The organism is Spirillospora sp. NPDC048824, from assembly GCF_043198455.1.
GTDB lineage: Bacteria > Actinomycetota > Actinomycetes > Streptosporangiales > Streptosporangiaceae > Spirillospora.
This window is the reverse complement of record NZ_JBICUS010000003.1, coordinates 516,949-532,594: the sequence shown is the minus strand read 5'-3', so window position 1 is coordinate 532,594 and position 15,646 is coordinate 516,949. Positions and strand designations below refer to the sequence as shown.

Genomic DNA, 15,646 nt, shown 5'->3' with positions numbered 1-15,646 from the left:
TGCCATGGCCCACTCTTACGTGCAGGTGACGACGACGACCGACTCGCGCGCCGAGGCGGCCGAGCTTGCCAAGGCCGCGGTCGCCGAGCGGCTCGCGGCGTGCGCCCAGCTGGTCGGCCCGATCGCCAGCACCTACTGGTGGGAGGGGGAGATCGAGTCGGCGGAGGAGTGGATGGTGCTCTTCAAGACCTCCGCCGACCGCTTCGACGAGCTGGCCTCCCTCATCACCGAGGGACACTCCTACGACACCCCGGAGATCATCGCGACGCCGGTGGTCGCCGGCAGCATGGACTACCTCGCCTGGGTCACCGAGCAGACCGAGCCGGACGAACGCGACGAGGCCATCGCCGACGACGACCAGGACTGACGGCGGCAGGTCCGGCGGGAAGGACCGGCGGGAAGGACCGGCGATGAGCAGGGCCGATCGTGTGATGTGCGTCAAATCAGGGTAAGTTTCCGGTTACCCCGGCCGGGGTGCTGTACCGGCCGCGGCGACGGAAGGCGGTACGACGTGCACGACGAGTTGGGCCGATCGCCCCTCACGCAGGAGCGCACGGACCACGGGCTGTTCGGGCCCGGCTCGGTGACCTGGCGCGTGATGGGCGAACCCGTGCTGATCATCGGCGGGATCCGGGCGCTGCTGCTGCAGGGCCTGCATCCGAGGTCGATGTGGGGCACCGCGCAGAACTCCGAGCTCATGGACCCGGCCGCGGCCTGGGCGCGGCTCGGCCGGACGGTCGAGTTCGTCCGCGTCCGCACCTACGGGACGGAGGCGGAGGTCGAGCGGGTGGGCCGCCGCGTCCGCAAGCTGCACTCCAAGCTGACCGGCCTCGACATGCGCACCGGTGAGACGTTCGCGGTCGACGACCCGGAGAACCTGCTCTGGGTCCACCTGGGCGAGGTCGACTCGTACCTGGACGTGGCGCGCCGCGCCGGTGTGCCGCTGACCGCGGCCGACGCCGACGCGTTCGTGGACGAGCAGCGCCGCGCGGCCGCCGTCGTCGGGCTCGACCCCGCGGACGTGCCCGGCACGGTCGCGGAGATGAAGGAGTACTACGAGGAGATGCGCCGGCGGATCTGGGCGTGCCGGGAGGCCCGCGACGGAATGCGCCGCATGTTCAACCCGGCCGTCCCGCGCAAGATGCTGCCGCTGAAGCTCGCCGCCCCGGGCATCGGGACGCTGGTCGTCTCGACCCTGCCGCGCTGGGCCCGCCGCATGTACGGGCTGCCGGGGCTGCCCACGTCCGACCTGGCCGCCACACTGACGCTCAAGGGCCTGTACCGGACGTCGCAGGTCGTCCCCGAGCGCTTCCGGTACTCCCCGGACGCCCAGCGGGCCAGGCGCCTCACGCGCCGGCACGAGGCGGACCTGGCCACCTGGTCGATCGCGTCCTGACCGTCCGGGACCGCGCGGGTCACCCCATCGGCGGCGCGTCCGGCGCTTCGTCGGCGCGCGCGCCGTGCCGGGGGAGCAGCAGCGCCGGGACGATCAGCACGGCGGTGAGGGCGAGCGCGACCCAGAACGTGTACCCGAACGCGTCCGCCAGTTGCGGCGCGACCTGTTCGCGGGCCCGTTCCGGGATCTGGCCGATGGCGCCCGCACCGCCGCCGGCCGCCTGCGGGATCCGGTCGCCGATCTCGCGGGACAGGACGACGGCCAGCAGCGCCGTCCCGACCGATCCGCCGAGCTGGACGATGATGTTCAGGGTGCTGCTGGCCCGCGACACCACCGCGCGGCGCAGCGTCGTCAGCGCGGCCGACATCGTCGGCATCATCGTGCAGCCGAACCCGAGGCCCCGCACCCAGAGCGCGATGCCGAGCACCCAGTAGGACGTGTCCGCTTCCACGACGGCGAACGGGACGGTGCCGAGCACCAGCAGCGCGATGCCGACCGGGACGATCCGCCCGGCGCCGAACTTGTCGGTGATCACGCCGGCGAGCGGCATCGCCATCGCGGCCCCGAGGCCCTGCGGCGCCAGCAGCAGGCCCGCCGCGAGGGCGCCCTCGCCGCGCCCGATCTGGAAGTACAGCGGGATCAGCAGCATCGAGCCCATCAGCGCGATGCCGACGAAGAACACCGCCGCCGCCGCCGTCGCGAACGTCCGGTCGGTGAACAGCCGCACGTCGATCAGGGAGCGTTCCCGCGACCGCAGGCTGTGCAGCGCGAACAGACCCACCATGACGACGCCGCCGGTCAGCCAGGCGATCGTGGCCGGTTCCCCGAATCCGCCGCTGCTGGACGCCGTCGACAGGCCGTAGATGAGCAGCACGAACCCGGGCGGCAGCAGGATCAGGCCGCGCCAGTCGAGCGCCGGTGCGGTGTGCTCGCCGCGGCCGCGCGGCACCTTCCACCAGGCCAGCGCGAGGGCGAGCACGCCGACCGGCAGGTTGACGAAGAAGATCCAGCGCCAGTCGACGTCCTCGATCAGCCAGCCGCCGAGCACCGGGCCGAGGACGGGCCCGAGCAGCATCGGGACGCCGATGATGCTCATGATCCGGCCCAGCCGGTGCGCTCCGGCCGCCATCGTCAGGATGGCCATGCCGGTCGGCATCAGCATGCCGCCGCCGAGGCCCTGCAGCACCCGGAAGACGATCAGGGACTCGATGTTCCAGGCGGCGCCGGACAGGCCGGAGCCGAGGACGAACAGCACGATCGAGGTCATCCACACGCGCCGTCCGCCGAACCTGTCGATGGCCCAGCCGGTGAGGGGGATGACGGTGGCCATGGCGAGCATGTAGCCGGTGATGACCCACTGGATCGTCGACAGGCCGGTGGAGAAGTCGCGCCCGAGCGTCTCCAGCGCGACGTTGACGATCGTGGTGTCCAGGATGGCCATCACGTTGCCCGACACGATCACCAGGCCGAGCAGGATGACCTGCCGGTCGAGGCGGTCGCCGCGGGAGGCGTCGCCGGACGGCGCCACCTTGGTGGACGGTCCTTCGGTCATGTCGCCCCCTTGCCCCGAGGTTCCGGTTGCCCCGTGTCCCCGATCGTGAAAATCTGAAACGCCTTGAAGTTCAAGGTATTTTGCAGTGCACCACGAAATATGTTGAACTTCAAGGTATGTCCGAGAATTTGCGTCCCGCCGATGCGTCGATCGACGCCGACCTGGAGACGATGCTCCAGCTCATGGGGCGGTTGTTCCGCGGCATGAAGGGACCGGGCGCGCACGGAGAGGGCGGGGAAGGAGAGGGCGGGGAACTCGTCGGCCGGGTGAAGGCGGTCGGACTGGGCCCCCGGCACATGACCGCGCTGATGGCGCTCGTCCTGCACGGCCCGGCACCCGTCGGCGTCCTCGCCCGGCACATGGCCCTCAACCCCGCCACGGTCAGCCAGCTCGTCGGCGAACTGCAGCGCGGCGGGTTCGTCGAGCGGCGCCCGGACGAACGGGACCGCCGGCGCATGATCGTCAGCCTGGGCGAGGCGCACCGCGAGGCGATCGAGCGGTTCGCCTGGCGCCGGCTGCGCCCCCTGCGGATGACCCTGGAGGCGCTCGGCCCCGCCGAGCGAGCGCACTTCCTGCACGGCTGGCGGACCCTGGTCGACTGCATCGAGGCCACCGGCTCGCATGACCCGTTCAGCGGGCACCACCCGCACGACCCGGGGGACGCGCACGGCCGGGGGGACGCGCCGGCCGGCGCGTGACCCGTCAGCCGCGGCGCATCAGCCGGCCCACGGCCGCCATCAGCTCGGTGGACATCGCCTCGCCCTTGCCCTCCTCGGCGCCCTCGGCCACGCAGTGCCGCACATGCCCGTCCAGCAGGCCGAGCGCCACCTTGTCCAGCGCGGCCTGGACGGCGCTGATCTGCGTGAGGATGTCGATGCAGTAGCGGTCCTCCTCGACCATCCGGTCGATGCCGCGCACCTGCCCCTCGATCCGGGCCAGCCGGGTCTGCAGCTGGTCCTTGGTGGCGGTGTACCCGCGGGTGGGGGTCTCGCTGGTCGCCATCTCCGTCCTCACAATCTCCCGAGGGCGCACGCCCGGGTACCCCTGGGGGGGACTTCCCCTCATGGGTACCCTATGCGCTCGCGCGGTCAGTCCAGGATCGAGGCGAGCGGGGTGTGCGGGAGGCCGTGGGCGGCGGCGACATGGTCGTAGACGAGGTCGCCCGCGTGGGTGTTGAGGCCGCGGGCGAGGGCGCCGTTGCTCTCCAGGGCGCGGCGCCAGCCCTTGTCGGCGATCTGGACGGCGTAGGGCAGCGTGACCCCCGTGAGGGCGTGCGTGGAGGTGTTGGGGACGGAACCGGGCATGTTCGCCACGCAGTAGAACGTCGAGTCGTGCACCCGGTAGGTCGGGTCGGCGTGCGTGGTGGCGCGGGAGTCCTCGAAGCAGCCGCCCTGATCGATCGCGATGTCCACCAGGACCGAACCGGGCTTCATGCCCGCGACCAGATCGCCGGAGACGAGCTTGGGCGCCCTGGCGCCGGGGATCAGCACCGCACCGATGACCAGGTCGGCGGCGCGGGCCTCCTGCTCGACGGTGTAGGCGCTGGACACGAGGGTGCGGAGGCGGCCCTGGTAGATGGCGTCGATGTGGCGCAGACGCTCGATGTCCACGTCCAGGACCGTCACGTCCGCGCCCATGCCGACGGCGATCTGCGCCGCGTTCAGGCCGGACACGCCGCCGCCGATGACGACGACCTTGGCCGGGGCGACGCCGGGGACACCGCCCGGCAGGACACCGCGGCCGCCGTTGGAGGCCATCAGGTTGTAGGCGCCGACCTGCGGGGCGAGCCGCCCGGCGACTTCGGACATGGGGGCCAGCAGTGGCAGGGAGCGGTCGGGCAGCTGGACGGTCTCGTACGCGATCGCGGTGACGCCGGCGGCCAGCAGAGCATCGGTGCACTCGCGGGAGGCGGCCAGATGCAGGTAGGCGAACAGGACCTGGCCGGCGCGCATCCGATGGTACTCGGACGCGACCGGCTCCTTGACCTTGAGGATCAGCTCCCCCTCGGCCCAGACCTCGTCCGGGCCGTCCACGATCTTCGCGCCCGCGGCGGCGTACTCGTCGCCGGGGATCGCCGATCCCAGCCCGGCGCCCCGCTCGACGAACACCTCGTGGCCGTGGCGGGTGAACTCGTGCACTCCCGCCGGGGCGATGGCCACCCGGTACTCGTGGTTCTTGACCTCGCGCGGGACGCCGATCTTCACGGGAGCTCCTCCGCCAACGCCGACGGGTCTACTCCTCCAGCGTGCGGCGCGAGGCCCCCTCCGGCCATGCTCACAATGTCAAGGCATCGGCCTTCTCGATGACATGGTGTAAGAGGGCCCAGTACGGCTGCCCTGTGTGTACGGCGGCCCCGGGTACGGCGCACAGGGCGAGAGGTGCCGGGAAGCCCGGATCCCGCGCGCTACGGCTTGCGGGCGATGCCCCCGTACATGAGGCGCTGCCCGACGGTCAGCTCGTCCGCGACGTCCCCATCGGGCCGCCAGAGCGGCAGCGGGACGAGACCGGGTTCGAGGAGTTCCAGCCCGTCGAAGTAGCGGATGATCTCCTCGGGCGTGCGGAACCGTCCCGTGCCGAGCAGCCCCTGGTACTGCGCCTCGGCGTCCACCGCCTCCTGGCTGGACGCGCAGAAGGCCGTGACGAACAGGTGGCTGCCGGACGGCACGGCGTCCATCAGCGTCTCCACGATCCGCTGCGGGCCCTCGTCGTCGTGCAGGTGGTGCAGGATGCCGACCAGCATCACCCCGACGGGCTCGTCGAAGTCGATCAGCCGGCGCACGTCCTCGTGCGCGAGGATCTCCACCGGCCGCCGGACGTCCGCGGTGACGACCGTCGTGAGCGCGTTCTCGGCGAGCAGCGCCCGCCCGTGCGCGAGGACGATCGGGTCGTTGTCGATGTACACCACCCGTGCGCCGGGTGCGGTGGCCTGCGCGACCTGGTGGGTGTTCTGCACGGTCGGCAGGCCGGAGCCGAGGTCGAGGAACTGGCGCAGGCCCGCCTCCCCGGCCAGGTACCGCACTCCGCGGCCGAGGATCTCGCGGTTGTAGGTGGCGACGTCGTAGATCTCCGGGATGATCTTGACGATCTCCGCCACGAAGGCGCGGTCGACCTCGAAGTTGTCCTTGCCCCTGAGCACCACGTCGTACGTCCGGGCGATGCTCGGCTTGGTGGTGTCGATTCCCAGTGAAGCCCAGTCGTACTGCTCTTCGGCCATGCCGTGTCCGCCTCGCGCCGCTGTTGAGTTCTCAGGTTCCGCCGCCACCCCAGATCGTAAACGGCTGACCGGTTCGCCGTCATGGAAGTGGCGATTGTTCGTTGGAGCGATCCGAATCAGGGGCGTGCCGGGGGGAGCCACTCGTCGGCGATCGCGACCGTCAGCTGCTCCAGCAGCGGACCGGCACGGCGGACACGGCGCTCGGCGTCGGGCTCGATGTCGGCCAGCGCGTACGCCGCCTGGATGCGCGCCTTCCTGAGCTGCTCGCCGGTGAGGCCGCGCCGCCCGGCGACCGCGACGACGGGCGCGCCCGCGCGGGCGGCGGCGCGGGCGACGCCGATCGGCGCGGTGCCGCGCAGCGAGCGGGTGTCGAGCGAGCCCTCGCCGGTGACGACCAGGTGCGCGCCCCGCGCCTTCTCGGCGAAGCCCAGCAGGTCGAGGATCAGCGCGGCGCCGGGCTCGATCGTCGCGCCGAGGAAGGCGAGCGCGGCGAACCCGACGCCGCCCGCCGTCCCGGCGCCGGGCAGGTCGCGGGCCGCCGTGCGGGACGCCGCCTCCGCCAGGTCGGCCCAGCGACGCAGCCCCGCGTCCAGCAGCCGCACCTCGTCGCGGCCGGCGCCGCGCCGCGGCCCGTCCACGGCGGCGGCCCCGGTCCGGCCGAGCAGCGGCCCCGCGGAGTCGCCCGCGACCACCACCTCGATGCCCGACATGTCCGGAAGCCCGCGCAGGTCGAGGGCGTGCAGGGAGCGCAGCGCCGCCCCGCCGGGCGGCAGGTCCTTGCCGAGGGCGTCCAGCAGCCGCCCGCCGAGCCCCTGCACCAGGCCCGCGCCGCCGTCGGTGCAGGCGCCGCCGCCGAGGCCGAGGACGATCCGGCGGGCGCCGAGCCGCACCGCGTGCGCGAGCAACTGCCCCGTCCCGAGGCTGGAGGCGACGAGCGGGCGCGGCTTGCCGCCGGGCAGCCGGCGCAGACCGGACGCCTCGGCGAGCTCGACCACCGCGCTGCGGCCGTCCACCGCCAGCCGCGCGGTGACGGGACGGCCCGTCGGCCCGCACACCTCGGCCTCGACCGGCCGCCATCCGGCCGCCAGGGCCGCGTCGACGGTGCCCTCCCCGCCGTCGGCCACCGGCAGCTCCACCAGCGGGACGCCGGGGCGGGCGCGGCGCAGCCCGGCCGCGAGGTGCCGTGCCGCCTGCGCCGCGGTCAGTGCTCCCGGGAACCTGTCGGGCGCCAGCAGGACGTGACCTGGCGGAGACGGGTGGGGGGGAGAGTCCGCGGACACCACAGCCACGCCTTTCACGCCGGGGGTAAGGCACTACCTTCTGCTTACGCCATGACGGCACTTTTTAACACCCGCACGCGTGTCCGAAACTTTCAAATGCGGGAGATTCGGGCGTTTTGGCGGTGCGCGACGGGGTCAGCGCACGCCCAGCGCCTGTTCGATGGGGTCGATCAGGAAGAAGACCAGGAACAGCGCCACCACGGGCCACAGCCAGATCGACACCTCGCGCCACTTGCCGCGGGCCAGCTTGATCAGCGCGTAGCTGACCATGCCGGCGCCGATCCCGATCGTGATCGAGAAGGTGAACGGCATCAGCACGATGGTCAGGAACGCCGGGATGGTGATGTCCAGGTCGTCCCAGTTCACCTTGGCGACCTGCGTCATCATCAGCGCACCGACGACGACCAGCGCGGGCGCGGCGGCCTGCGCGGGCACCGTCGCGGCGAGCGGGGTGAGGAACAGCGTCACGGCGAACAGCGCGCCGGTGGCGATGTTGGCCAGGCCCGTCCGGGCGCCCTCGCCGACGCCGGCCGCCGACTCCACGAACACCGTGTTGGCGGACGAGCTGGTGATGCCGCCGAACGCGGCGGACACGCCGTCCACCGACAGGATCCGGCCGAGCTTCGGCACCTCGCCCTTCTCGTTCAGCAGGCCCGCCTCGTCGCTGACCCCGAGGATCGTGCCCATCGCGTCGAAGAACCCCGACAGCACCAGGGTGAACAGCACGACCAGCGCGGTGATGACCCCGGCCTCGGCGAAGCCGCCGAACAGGTCGAACTCACCGAAGAGCCCGAAGTCGGGCATCGCGAACAGGCTGTCGGGCATGTTCGGGGTGACCACGCCCCAGCCGCCCTCCTTGACGGCCTCGCGCTCCTGGATGACCACGGCGCCGATCGTCCCGACGATGATGCTGATCAGGATCGCGCCGGGCACCCGCCGCACGTACAGGATGATCATCAGCAGCAGGGTGAGCCCGAACACCAGCGCCGGCCAGGTCTCCAGCCGGCCGCCGGTGCCGAGCGACAGCGGCGGGCTCGTGGCGCTGGAGGTGACGAAGCCCGCGTCGTACAGCCCGACGAGCGCGATGAACAGCCCGATGCCGACCGCGATCGCGTGCTTGAGCGCCAGCGGGATCGAGTTCATGATCCGCTCGCGGATCCCGGTGAGCGCCAGCACCACGATGACCGCCCCCTCGATCACCACCAGGCCCATCGCCTGCGGCCAGGTCATCACCGGGGCCGCCTGGAACGCCACGACCGCGTTGATGCCGAGGCCCGCGGCGAGCGCCAGCGGCGCGTTCCCGACCAGGCCCATGATCACCGTTGCGATCGCCGCGGACAGCGCCGTCATCGTGGTCAGCTGCGGGATCGACAGCGTCGCCCCGGTGACGTCCTTCGCCCCGCCGAGGATGATCGGGTTCAGCAGGATGATGTAGGCCATCGCGAAGAACGTGGTGACGCCGCCGCGCAGTTCGCGGGACACGGTCGTCCCGCGCCCGGTGAGGTCGAACAGCCGCTCCAGCGGCCCGCGCCCGCCCGCCGGCGGCGAATCGTCGGTCGTGGCGGCGTTGGTCTCGGACATGACGGGTGCTCCGCATTCAGCAGCATGGTCTCGGAAATGGCGTGCACAGGTTAACCGTCCCGGTCCCGGACGTGCTGCACCGGCACCGCCGCAGGCGCGATGTCGGCACCGCCGCGGCGCGGTACCGAGACGTGATTCCCGGCTTCCGCAGCGTGACGGCGATAAGGGGTCCGCTATAGCCTGCCCTGGTGCGAATGCGAGACTCGGCCGAGACGGACGGCCTCGACTCCTATGCGCGGCTGCTGGCATCGGTTCCGGAGCGGACGCGCTCGTCGTTCCGCGCCCGGATGCTCGGGCCGCTGGAGGAGTACGACAGCAGCCGGCAGGCCGAGCTCCTGCACACGCTGGAGGTCTTCCTCGCCTGCTCGGGGTCCTGGAGCCGCAGCGCGACGCGGCTGCACGTCCATGTGAACACACTTCGGTACCGAATCCGGCGAATCGAGGACCTTACCGGCCGGGACCTCGGCACACTTGAGGACCGAGTCGATTTCTTCCTCGCCCTGCGCGCGACGCAGCCGGCGAGCACCCTTTAGCGGGAAAACTCTGTGGGCGGTGGTCACACGATGGATCGGGAGACACTGGGGCAGCGCATCCGCGCCCTGCGGATCCGGCAGGGCGTGAGCCAGGCGCAGCTCGCCTTCCCCGAGCTGTCCGACAGCTATATCTCGCTGATCGAGAGCGATAAGCGGGTGCCGGCGCCGAGCGTGGTCGAGCTGCTCGCGGCGAAGCTGAACTGCTCGGCGACCTATCTCGTCAGCGGCGTCAGCGAGGACGTCGTGGACGAGCTGCGCGTCACGCTCGACTACGCCGAGATCGCGCTGAGCAACGGCGCGGCGGCCGAGGCGCGGGCCCGGTTCGCCGAAGTGCTGGCCAGCGCCGACGCGGTGGCGCTGCCGGAGATGCTGCACCAGGCGCGGTGGGGGCACGCCCTCGCGCTGGAGGCCGCGGGCGAGCTGGAGGAGGCGATCGCCGGGCTGTCGGAGCTGACCGAGCAGGCGTCCGCCGAGACCGACCTCGACCACTGGGCGAAGGTGCACGTCGCGCTGAGCCGCTGCCTGCGCGAGCGCGGCGACATCAGCGCCGGTGTGCAGGCGGCCGAGAACGCGCTGCGGCATCTGATCGCGACGGGCGCCGACTCCACCGACGCCGCCGTGCATCTCGGTGCGGCGCTGCTCGCCGCGTTCATCGAGCGCGGCGACCTCGTCCGCGCCCGCCAGCTCGCCGCTCAGCTCGTGGAGCGGGCGGAGCGGATCGGCAGCTCCCGCGCCCGGATGGTGGCCTACTGGGAGGCGGCCTACGTCGCCGAGATCCGCGGCGAGTACGAGGACGGCGTCGCTCTCGCCGAGCGGGCGCTGATGCTGGCCGGCGACGGCGAGGACCCGCGCGACCTCAACCGGCTCCGCGTCAGCTACGCGGGGCTGCTGCTGCGCGCCAGGCCCGACCAGGCCGGCCGGTCCCGTGAGCTGCTCACCCGGGTCCGCGACGAGATCAACGCCAGCTCGTCCGGGGAGATCGACGTCGCCTGGTGCCTGACCGAGCTGGCCCGCGCCGAGACCGTCCTCGGCCGTCCCGCCGAGGCGGTGCGGCTCGCGGAGGAGGCTCTCGACCTGCTGGGGGACGCGCCGCGCCGCGCCACCGCCGGTGCGCTGACCGTGCTGGGCGAGGCGTCGGTGCGGCTCGGCCGCCGCGACCGCGCCGTCGAGGTGCTGACCAGGGCCGCCACCTGCCTGGAGGAGATGGAGTCCTCCCGGGGGGCCGCGCAGGCGTGGTTCGACCTCGCCGAGGTGCTGGCCGAGACGGGCACCGAGGAGCCCCGGATGGCCGCCTACCGCCGCGCCCTGACGTGCGTCGGAGTGTAGGCGGACCGTCTCGGGCCCGGTGAACCTGGGGTGTGCCACTCTCACGGCCTCAGTAGGGTGGGGGGAGCTCCTCCGACCCTCTAGAGAACCCGGCCATTCATGAAACTCCGCACGCTTCGCCGGCCCCTGCGCGGTCTCGGACTCGCCGCCGTCCTCGCCGTGCTGTTCGCCGTCGCCGCGGCGCCGCCGGCGCTGGCCCACCCGCGGCTGGCCGGCAGCACGCCCGCCAAGGGCGCGACGGCGGAATCGGTCACCGAGGTGAAGCTGGTCTTCAGCGACGAGATCAGGGTCGCCGAGGTCATCGTCAGGGACGGCGGCGGCAGGACGTTCCAGGCGGGCGCCGCCGAACGCTCGGGGACGACGGTCACGCAGAGGCTGTCGGGCGCGCTGCCCGCCGGGTTCTACACGGTCGCCTACCGGGTCGTCGGCGAGGACGGGCACCCCATCGAGAACGACGACCTGACGTTCACCGCGGCCGGCGGCGCCGGGGCGCTCGGCGACGCCGCCCGCGCCCCGGGCGAGCAGCCGCCCGAGGCGGACGCGCAGCCGGCCGCCGCGAAGGAGGAGCCCGGCTCCGGGGCGGCGCTGTGGGTGCTGATCGTCGCCGGGCTGGTGGTCGGAATCGGCATCGGAATCGGCATCGTGTTCCGGGCCCAGCGCAAGTACCAGGCGGACTCCGGCCGTGAATAGGCGGAGCCTCGGCGTCTGGCGGGCCGCCGTCATCGCGGTGGCCGCGGCCGCCGCCGTCCTGGTGGCCGGACTGGTGCTCGGCGGCTCGGTCGCCGAGAGGGTCATCCCCGGCCTCGGCGACGCCGGCGCCCTCACCCGCTGGGGCCTGCCCGCCTCCCGGACGGCGATGGACCTGCTGTCCGCGCTGACCGTCGGCGCCCTGCTGGCCGCCGCCGCGTTCCTGCCGGTCGAGGGCGGGCGCGGCTCCGGCCGGTCCGCGAAGGACCGCGCCGGCCGGTCCGCGAAGGACGGCGCCGCCCGGCTCTCCAAGGACGCGGTCGGCTACGTGCTCGCCGCGTCCTGGCTCGCCGCCGCCTGGGCCGCCGCCGCGGCGGCCACCCTCGTGTTCACCGTCGCGGACGTCCTCGGCCAGCCGGTGCAGGAGGTCGTCACCGGCAGCGAGCTGAGCAGCTATGTCGGCTCGCTGCCGCAGGGCACCGCCCTCATGCTCGTGGTGCTGCTGGCCGTCGTCGTGGCGCTGCTGGCCCGCACCACCACCACGCCCGCCGCGGCGTTCGGGCTGCTCGCGATGGCCGGGATCGCGCTGCTGCCGGCGCCGCTGACCGGGCACTCGGCCTCCGCCGCCAACCACGCCATCGCGACGACGGGCGTGGCCCTGCACGTGGCGGCCGTCGCCCCGTGGGTCGGCGGCCTCGCCATCGTCGGCGTCCACGCCCTGCTCCGCCGCGACCGGCTCCCGATCATGGCGGACCGGTTCAGCCGCATGGCGCTGTGGTGCTTCGTCACCGTCGGCGCCAGCGGCCTGGTCAACGTGATCGCCCGCCTCCCCGATCCGGTGGAGCTCGTCGAGACCGACTACGGCAGGCTCGCCCTCGGCAAGATCGTCTTGTTCTGTGCACTCGGCTGTTTCGGCTGGTGGCACCGGACCCGCACCCTGCCCGCCCTCGCCGACCGCAGGCCGTGGTCGTTCACCCGGTTCGCGTCCGTCGAGGCGGCCGTGATGGCCGCCGCCATGGGCCTCGCCGTCGCGCTGGCCCGCACCGCGCCGCCCCCGCCGGCGGCCCCGGAGAGCGCGATCAAGTCGCTGCTCGGCTACGAGATGCCGCCCGAGGTCACCCCCGTGCGGCTGGCGACGCTGTGGCAGTTCGACCTCTTCTTCGCCGTCCTGGTCATCGTGTTCGGCGGCCTCTACCTCGCCGCCGTCCTCCGGTTGCGCGCCCGGGGGGACGGTTGGCCGGTGGTCCGCACCGTGTCATGGTTCGTCGGCCTGCTGACCATCGTGGCCGTCACCCAGACCGGCGTCGCCAAGTACGCGCCGATCCTGTTCAGCGTGCACATGGCGCAGCACATGGTGCTGAACATGCTGACGCCGATCTTCCTGGTCGTCGGCGCGCCGGTGACGCTGGCGCTGCGCGCCCTCAAGCCCGCCCGGATCCGCGGCGACCGCGGCCCCCGCGAATGGCTGACGGCGATGATGCACAGCCGGTACCTCACGGTCATCGCGCATCCCGCGGTCGCGACGGTCGTCTTCGTGGCGAGCACGTTCACGCTGTACTTCACACCGCTGTTCGAGGCCGCGATGCGCAACCATCTCGGCCACATCGCGATGATGGTGCACTTCCTCGCCGCCGGGTTCCTGTTCTTCTGGGTGCTGCTCGGCGTCGACCCGGCGCCGAAGAAGCTGCCCTACCCCGGACGCCTCCTCCTCCTGTTCGTCACGATGCCGTTCCACGCGTTCTTCGGGATCGCCCTGATGAACATGAGCCAGGCGCTCGCCCGCGGCTGGTACGCCTCCGTCGACCCGCCGTGGGGCACGACGATCCTGCACGACCAGCAGACCGGCGGCGCGATCGCGTGGGCCTTCGGCGAGATTCCGACGTTCATCGTCCTGATCGTGCTGGCGTTCCAGTGGTTCTTCGACGACCAGCGGCAGGCGCGCCGCATGGACCGCAAGGCCGACCGGGCCGCTCTGCCCGGCGGCCGCCCCGAGGACGACGAACTCGCCGCCTACAACGCCCGCCTGGCCAAACTCGCCGCACGCGACAAGAGCGCCGCCGAGGAGCAGGGCGAACGCGCCTGACCCGTCTCCCTCTCGCGGGGGAGTGGGCGGGCGGCCCGGTCTGCCAGGATCGGGGGTGTGAGACGTGTGCTGCGGCCGTTGGTCGACCGGACGACCTGGCAGCGCTGGTCCCATCTGGTGGTGGGCGGCGCGCTGCTGATGCCGTACTGGTTCCTCGGGGTCACCATCGTCCCGGCCCTGGTCGGGAACGTCGTGGTCATGCTGGTGCTGTCGCTGCTCGTCATGCCGGCGGCGGCGACGTTCGTCACCGGGCTGGTGCCGACGGTGCGGCTGCTGGAGGGGGCCCTCGCCAAGGAGCTTCTCAGGGGCCCGGCAACGGCCGTCGTGCCGGGGCCGGCGCGGTCGTGGGAGAGCCGGCTCCGGGCCGGGGCGTGGTTCAGCCTGCACCTGGCGGTGGGCGTGGTGGTCAGCGGGCTGAGCCTGGCGGTGCCGCCGTTCGCGCTCGTGATGATCGTCGCGCCGGTGGTGAACTGGGATACCCGGTTCCTGGAGTCGCTGGGGCTGCGCGAGACCTGGCACCAGTGGGCCGCGCCGCCGATCGGGCTGGCGTCGATGGCGGTGCTCCTCGCGCTGATCGTGGGTGCGGGCACACTGCTGTCCCGGCTGGCGCCGTGGCTCCTCGGGCCGTCCGCCGCCGAGCGGCTCGCCGACATGGAGGCCAAGGCCGTCAAGCTGGCCGAACGCAACCGGCTGGCCAGGGAGTTGCACGACTCGGTGGGGCACGCCCTGAGCGTGGTGACGCTGCAGGCCGGGGCGGCGGGACGGGTGCTCGACAGCGACCCGGCGTTCGCCCGGGAGGCGCTCGGCGCCATCGAGGAGTCGGCCCGCGCCGCGCTGGAGGACCTCGACCATGTGCTGGGGCTGCTGCGTGAGGACGCCGCGTCCCGTCCCGCGCCGCAGGCCACCCTGAGCGATCTCGGGCGGCTGCTGGAGCAGACGAGGATCGCCGGGGTGAAGATCGACGCGGAGGTCGGCCCCGAGGTGGGGCGGGTCCCGGCCGCGGTGTCGCGCGAGACGTACCGGATCGTCCAGGAGGGGCTGACGAACGCGCTGCGGCACGCCGGGAAGGTTCCGGTGCGGCTGCGGCTCGGGATCGAGGGGGAGAGGCTGGAGATGGAGATGAGCAATCCGCTCGGCGCGCCGCGCGGCGACGGCGCCGACCACGGCGGCGGGCGCGGCCTCGGCGGCGTCCGCGAGCGCGTCACCGTGCTGCGCGGCGAGATGACCGCCGGGCCGGACGGGGATCTCTGGCGTTTCCACGTGTCACTGCCGCTAAGGTCCGGAACATGACGATCAAGGTTCTGCTGGTCGACGACGAGCGGCTGATCCGGGCGGGCCTCGCGGCCATCATCGGCGCCGAGGACGACCTGACCGTGGTCGGTGAGGCGTCCGACGGGTCGGAGGTGCCGGGCGAGGTGAAACGGCTGCGTCCCGACGTGATCCTGATGGACGTGCGGATGCCCCGGCTCGACGGCATCCAGGCGACCCGCCACATCCTGGAGACCGTGCCGGAGCCGCCCCGGATCATCGTCGTCACCACGTTCGAGAACGACGAGTACGTCTACGACGCGCTGAAGGCGGGCGCGAACGGCTTCCTGCTCAAGCGGACGCGGCCGGAGGAGATCCTCCAGGCGATCCGGATGGTCGCGCACGGCGACAGCCTGCTGTTCCCCGCGGCGATCCGGGAACTGGCCGCCCTGCACGGCACGTCCGGCCGCTCGGCGGACGGGGCGCGCTGGCATGAGCAGCTCACCGAGCGGGAGGGGGACGTCCTGCGGCTGATGGCCAAGGGGCGCTCGAACGCCGAGATCGCCCGGGAGCTGTACGTGAGCCCGCAGACGGTGAAGACGCACGTGGGCAACATCCTGGCCAAACTCCAGGCCCGCGATCGCACCCAGGCGGTGATCCTCGCGTACGAGACGGCCTTCATCACACCGGGCTGATGAACCGGTCCTTACGCGTCGTTTACCTGCGAGTAGCTACAACGGAGTCAG

The 15,646-nt window shown here is 72.6% G+C and carries 14 protein-coding genes and 1 pseudogene; 9 read left to right on the top strand and 6 right to left on the bottom strand.

Annotated elements, in window-relative coordinates; translation table 11 throughout:
• Positions 1-4 precede the first annotated feature (4 nt).
• Positions 5-367 carry a divalent-cation tolerance protein CutA gene (gene cutA, locus ACGFIS_RS08885; protein ID WP_392902389.1) on the top strand — a complete coding sequence of 121 codons (363 nt, stop codon included), beginning with the start codon at positions 5-7 and terminating at the stop codon, positions 365-367.
• Between the two features lie 144 nt (positions 368-511).
• Positions 512-1,396 carry an oxygenase MpaB family protein gene (locus tag ACGFIS_RS08880; protein WP_392902391.1) on the top strand — a complete coding sequence of 295 codons (885 nt, stop codon included), beginning with the start codon at positions 512-514 and terminating at the stop codon, positions 1,394-1,396.
• 19 nt (positions 1,397-1,415) lie between these two features.
• On the opposite strand, the gene ACGFIS_RS08875 is transcribed toward ACGFIS_RS08880, so the two are convergent.
• Positions 1,416-2,948, bottom strand: a complete 1,533-nt coding sequence (locus ACGFIS_RS08875) for a DHA2 family efflux MFS transporter permease subunit (RefSeq protein ID WP_392902393.1) — start codon at positions 2,946-2,948, stop codon at positions 1,416-1,418.
• A 116-nt stretch (positions 2,949-3,064) separates the two neighbouring features.
• Between ACGFIS_RS08875 and ACGFIS_RS08870 the strand changes: the two genes are divergently transcribed.
• The gene (locus ACGFIS_RS08870) at positions 3,065-3,646 is read left to right on the top strand and encodes a MarR family winged helix-turn-helix transcriptional regulator (protein WP_392902396.1); all 582 of its coding nucleotides are present in this window, start codon (positions 3,065-3,067) and stop codon (positions 3,644-3,646) included.
• A 4-nt stretch (positions 3,647-3,650) separates the two neighbouring features.
• Here the strand turns inward: ACGFIS_RS08870 and ACGFIS_RS08865 are convergent, their stop codons facing one another.
• The 5 genes from ACGFIS_RS08865 to ACGFIS_RS08845 form a co-directional block, all read right to left on the bottom strand.
• Positions 3,651-3,950, bottom strand: a complete 300-nt coding sequence (locus tag ACGFIS_RS08865) for a metal-sensitive transcriptional regulator (RefSeq protein WP_089312530.1) — start codon at positions 3,948-3,950, stop codon at positions 3,651-3,653.
• A gap of 86 nt (positions 3,951-4,036) precedes the next feature.
• Positions 4,037-5,152, bottom strand: coding sequence for an alanine dehydrogenase (gene ald / locus ACGFIS_RS08860; protein WP_392902399.1), 1,116 nt, complete (start codon positions 5,150-5,152; stop codon positions 4,037-4,039).
• 200 nt (positions 5,153-5,352) lie between these two features.
• Positions 5,353-6,162, bottom strand: a complete 810-nt coding sequence (locus ACGFIS_RS08855) for an SAM-dependent methyltransferase (RefSeq protein WP_392970080.1) — start codon at positions 6,160-6,162, stop codon at positions 5,353-5,355.
• Positions 6,163-6,278: 116 nt separating this feature from the next.
• Positions 6,279-7,442 (bottom strand): glycerate kinase, encoded by a 1,164-nt coding sequence (locus tag ACGFIS_RS08850; RefSeq protein ID WP_392970077.1) that lies wholly within the window; start codon positions 7,440-7,442, stop codon positions 6,279-6,281.
• Positions 7,443-7,577: 135 nt separating this feature from the next.
• Positions 7,578-9,023 carry an NCS2 family permease gene (locus ACGFIS_RS08845; protein ID WP_392902405.1) on the bottom strand — a complete coding sequence of 482 codons (1,446 nt, stop codon included), beginning with the start codon at positions 9,021-9,023 and terminating at the stop codon, positions 7,578-7,580.
• A gap of 221 nt (positions 9,024-9,244) precedes the next feature.
• Between ACGFIS_RS08845 and ACGFIS_RS08840 the strand changes: the two are divergent.
• The 6 genes and pseudogenes from ACGFIS_RS08840 to ACGFIS_RS08815 form a co-directional block, all read left to right on the top strand.
• A pseudogene (locus tag ACGFIS_RS08840) lies at positions 9,245-9,556 on the top strand (PucR family transcriptional regulator); the annotation flags it as partial.
• Positions 9,557-9,586: 30 nt separating this feature from the next.
• On the top strand, positions 9,587-10,882 hold the full coding sequence (locus ACGFIS_RS08835) for a helix-turn-helix domain-containing protein (protein WP_392902408.1): 1,296 nt from the start codon (positions 9,587-9,589) through the stop codon (positions 10,880-10,882).
• Between the two features lie 99 nt (positions 10,883-10,981).
• Positions 10,982-11,572 (top strand): copper resistance protein CopC, encoded by a 591-nt coding sequence (locus tag ACGFIS_RS08830; RefSeq protein ID WP_392970074.1) that lies wholly within the window; start codon positions 10,982-10,984, stop codon positions 11,570-11,572.
• Positions 11,565-13,652 (top strand): cytochrome c oxidase assembly protein, encoded by a 2,088-nt coding sequence (locus ACGFIS_RS08825; protein ID WP_392902412.1) that lies wholly within the window; start codon positions 11,565-11,567, stop codon positions 13,650-13,652. Before ACGFIS_RS08830 ends, ACGFIS_RS08825 begins: the two co-directional genes overlap by 8 nt.
• A gap of 57 nt (positions 13,653-13,709) precedes the next feature.
• Positions 13,710-14,942 carry a sensor histidine kinase gene (locus ACGFIS_RS08820; protein ID WP_392902415.1) on the top strand — a complete coding sequence of 411 codons (1,233 nt, stop codon included), beginning with the start codon at positions 13,710-13,712 and terminating at the stop codon, positions 14,940-14,942.
• On the top strand, positions 14,939-15,595 hold the full coding sequence (locus ACGFIS_RS08815) for a response regulator (protein WP_392902417.1): 657 nt from the start codon (positions 14,939-14,941) through the stop codon (positions 15,593-15,595). Before ACGFIS_RS08820 ends, ACGFIS_RS08815 begins: the two co-directional genes overlap by 4 nt.
• The last annotated feature ends 51 nt before the right edge of the window (positions 15,596-15,646 follow it).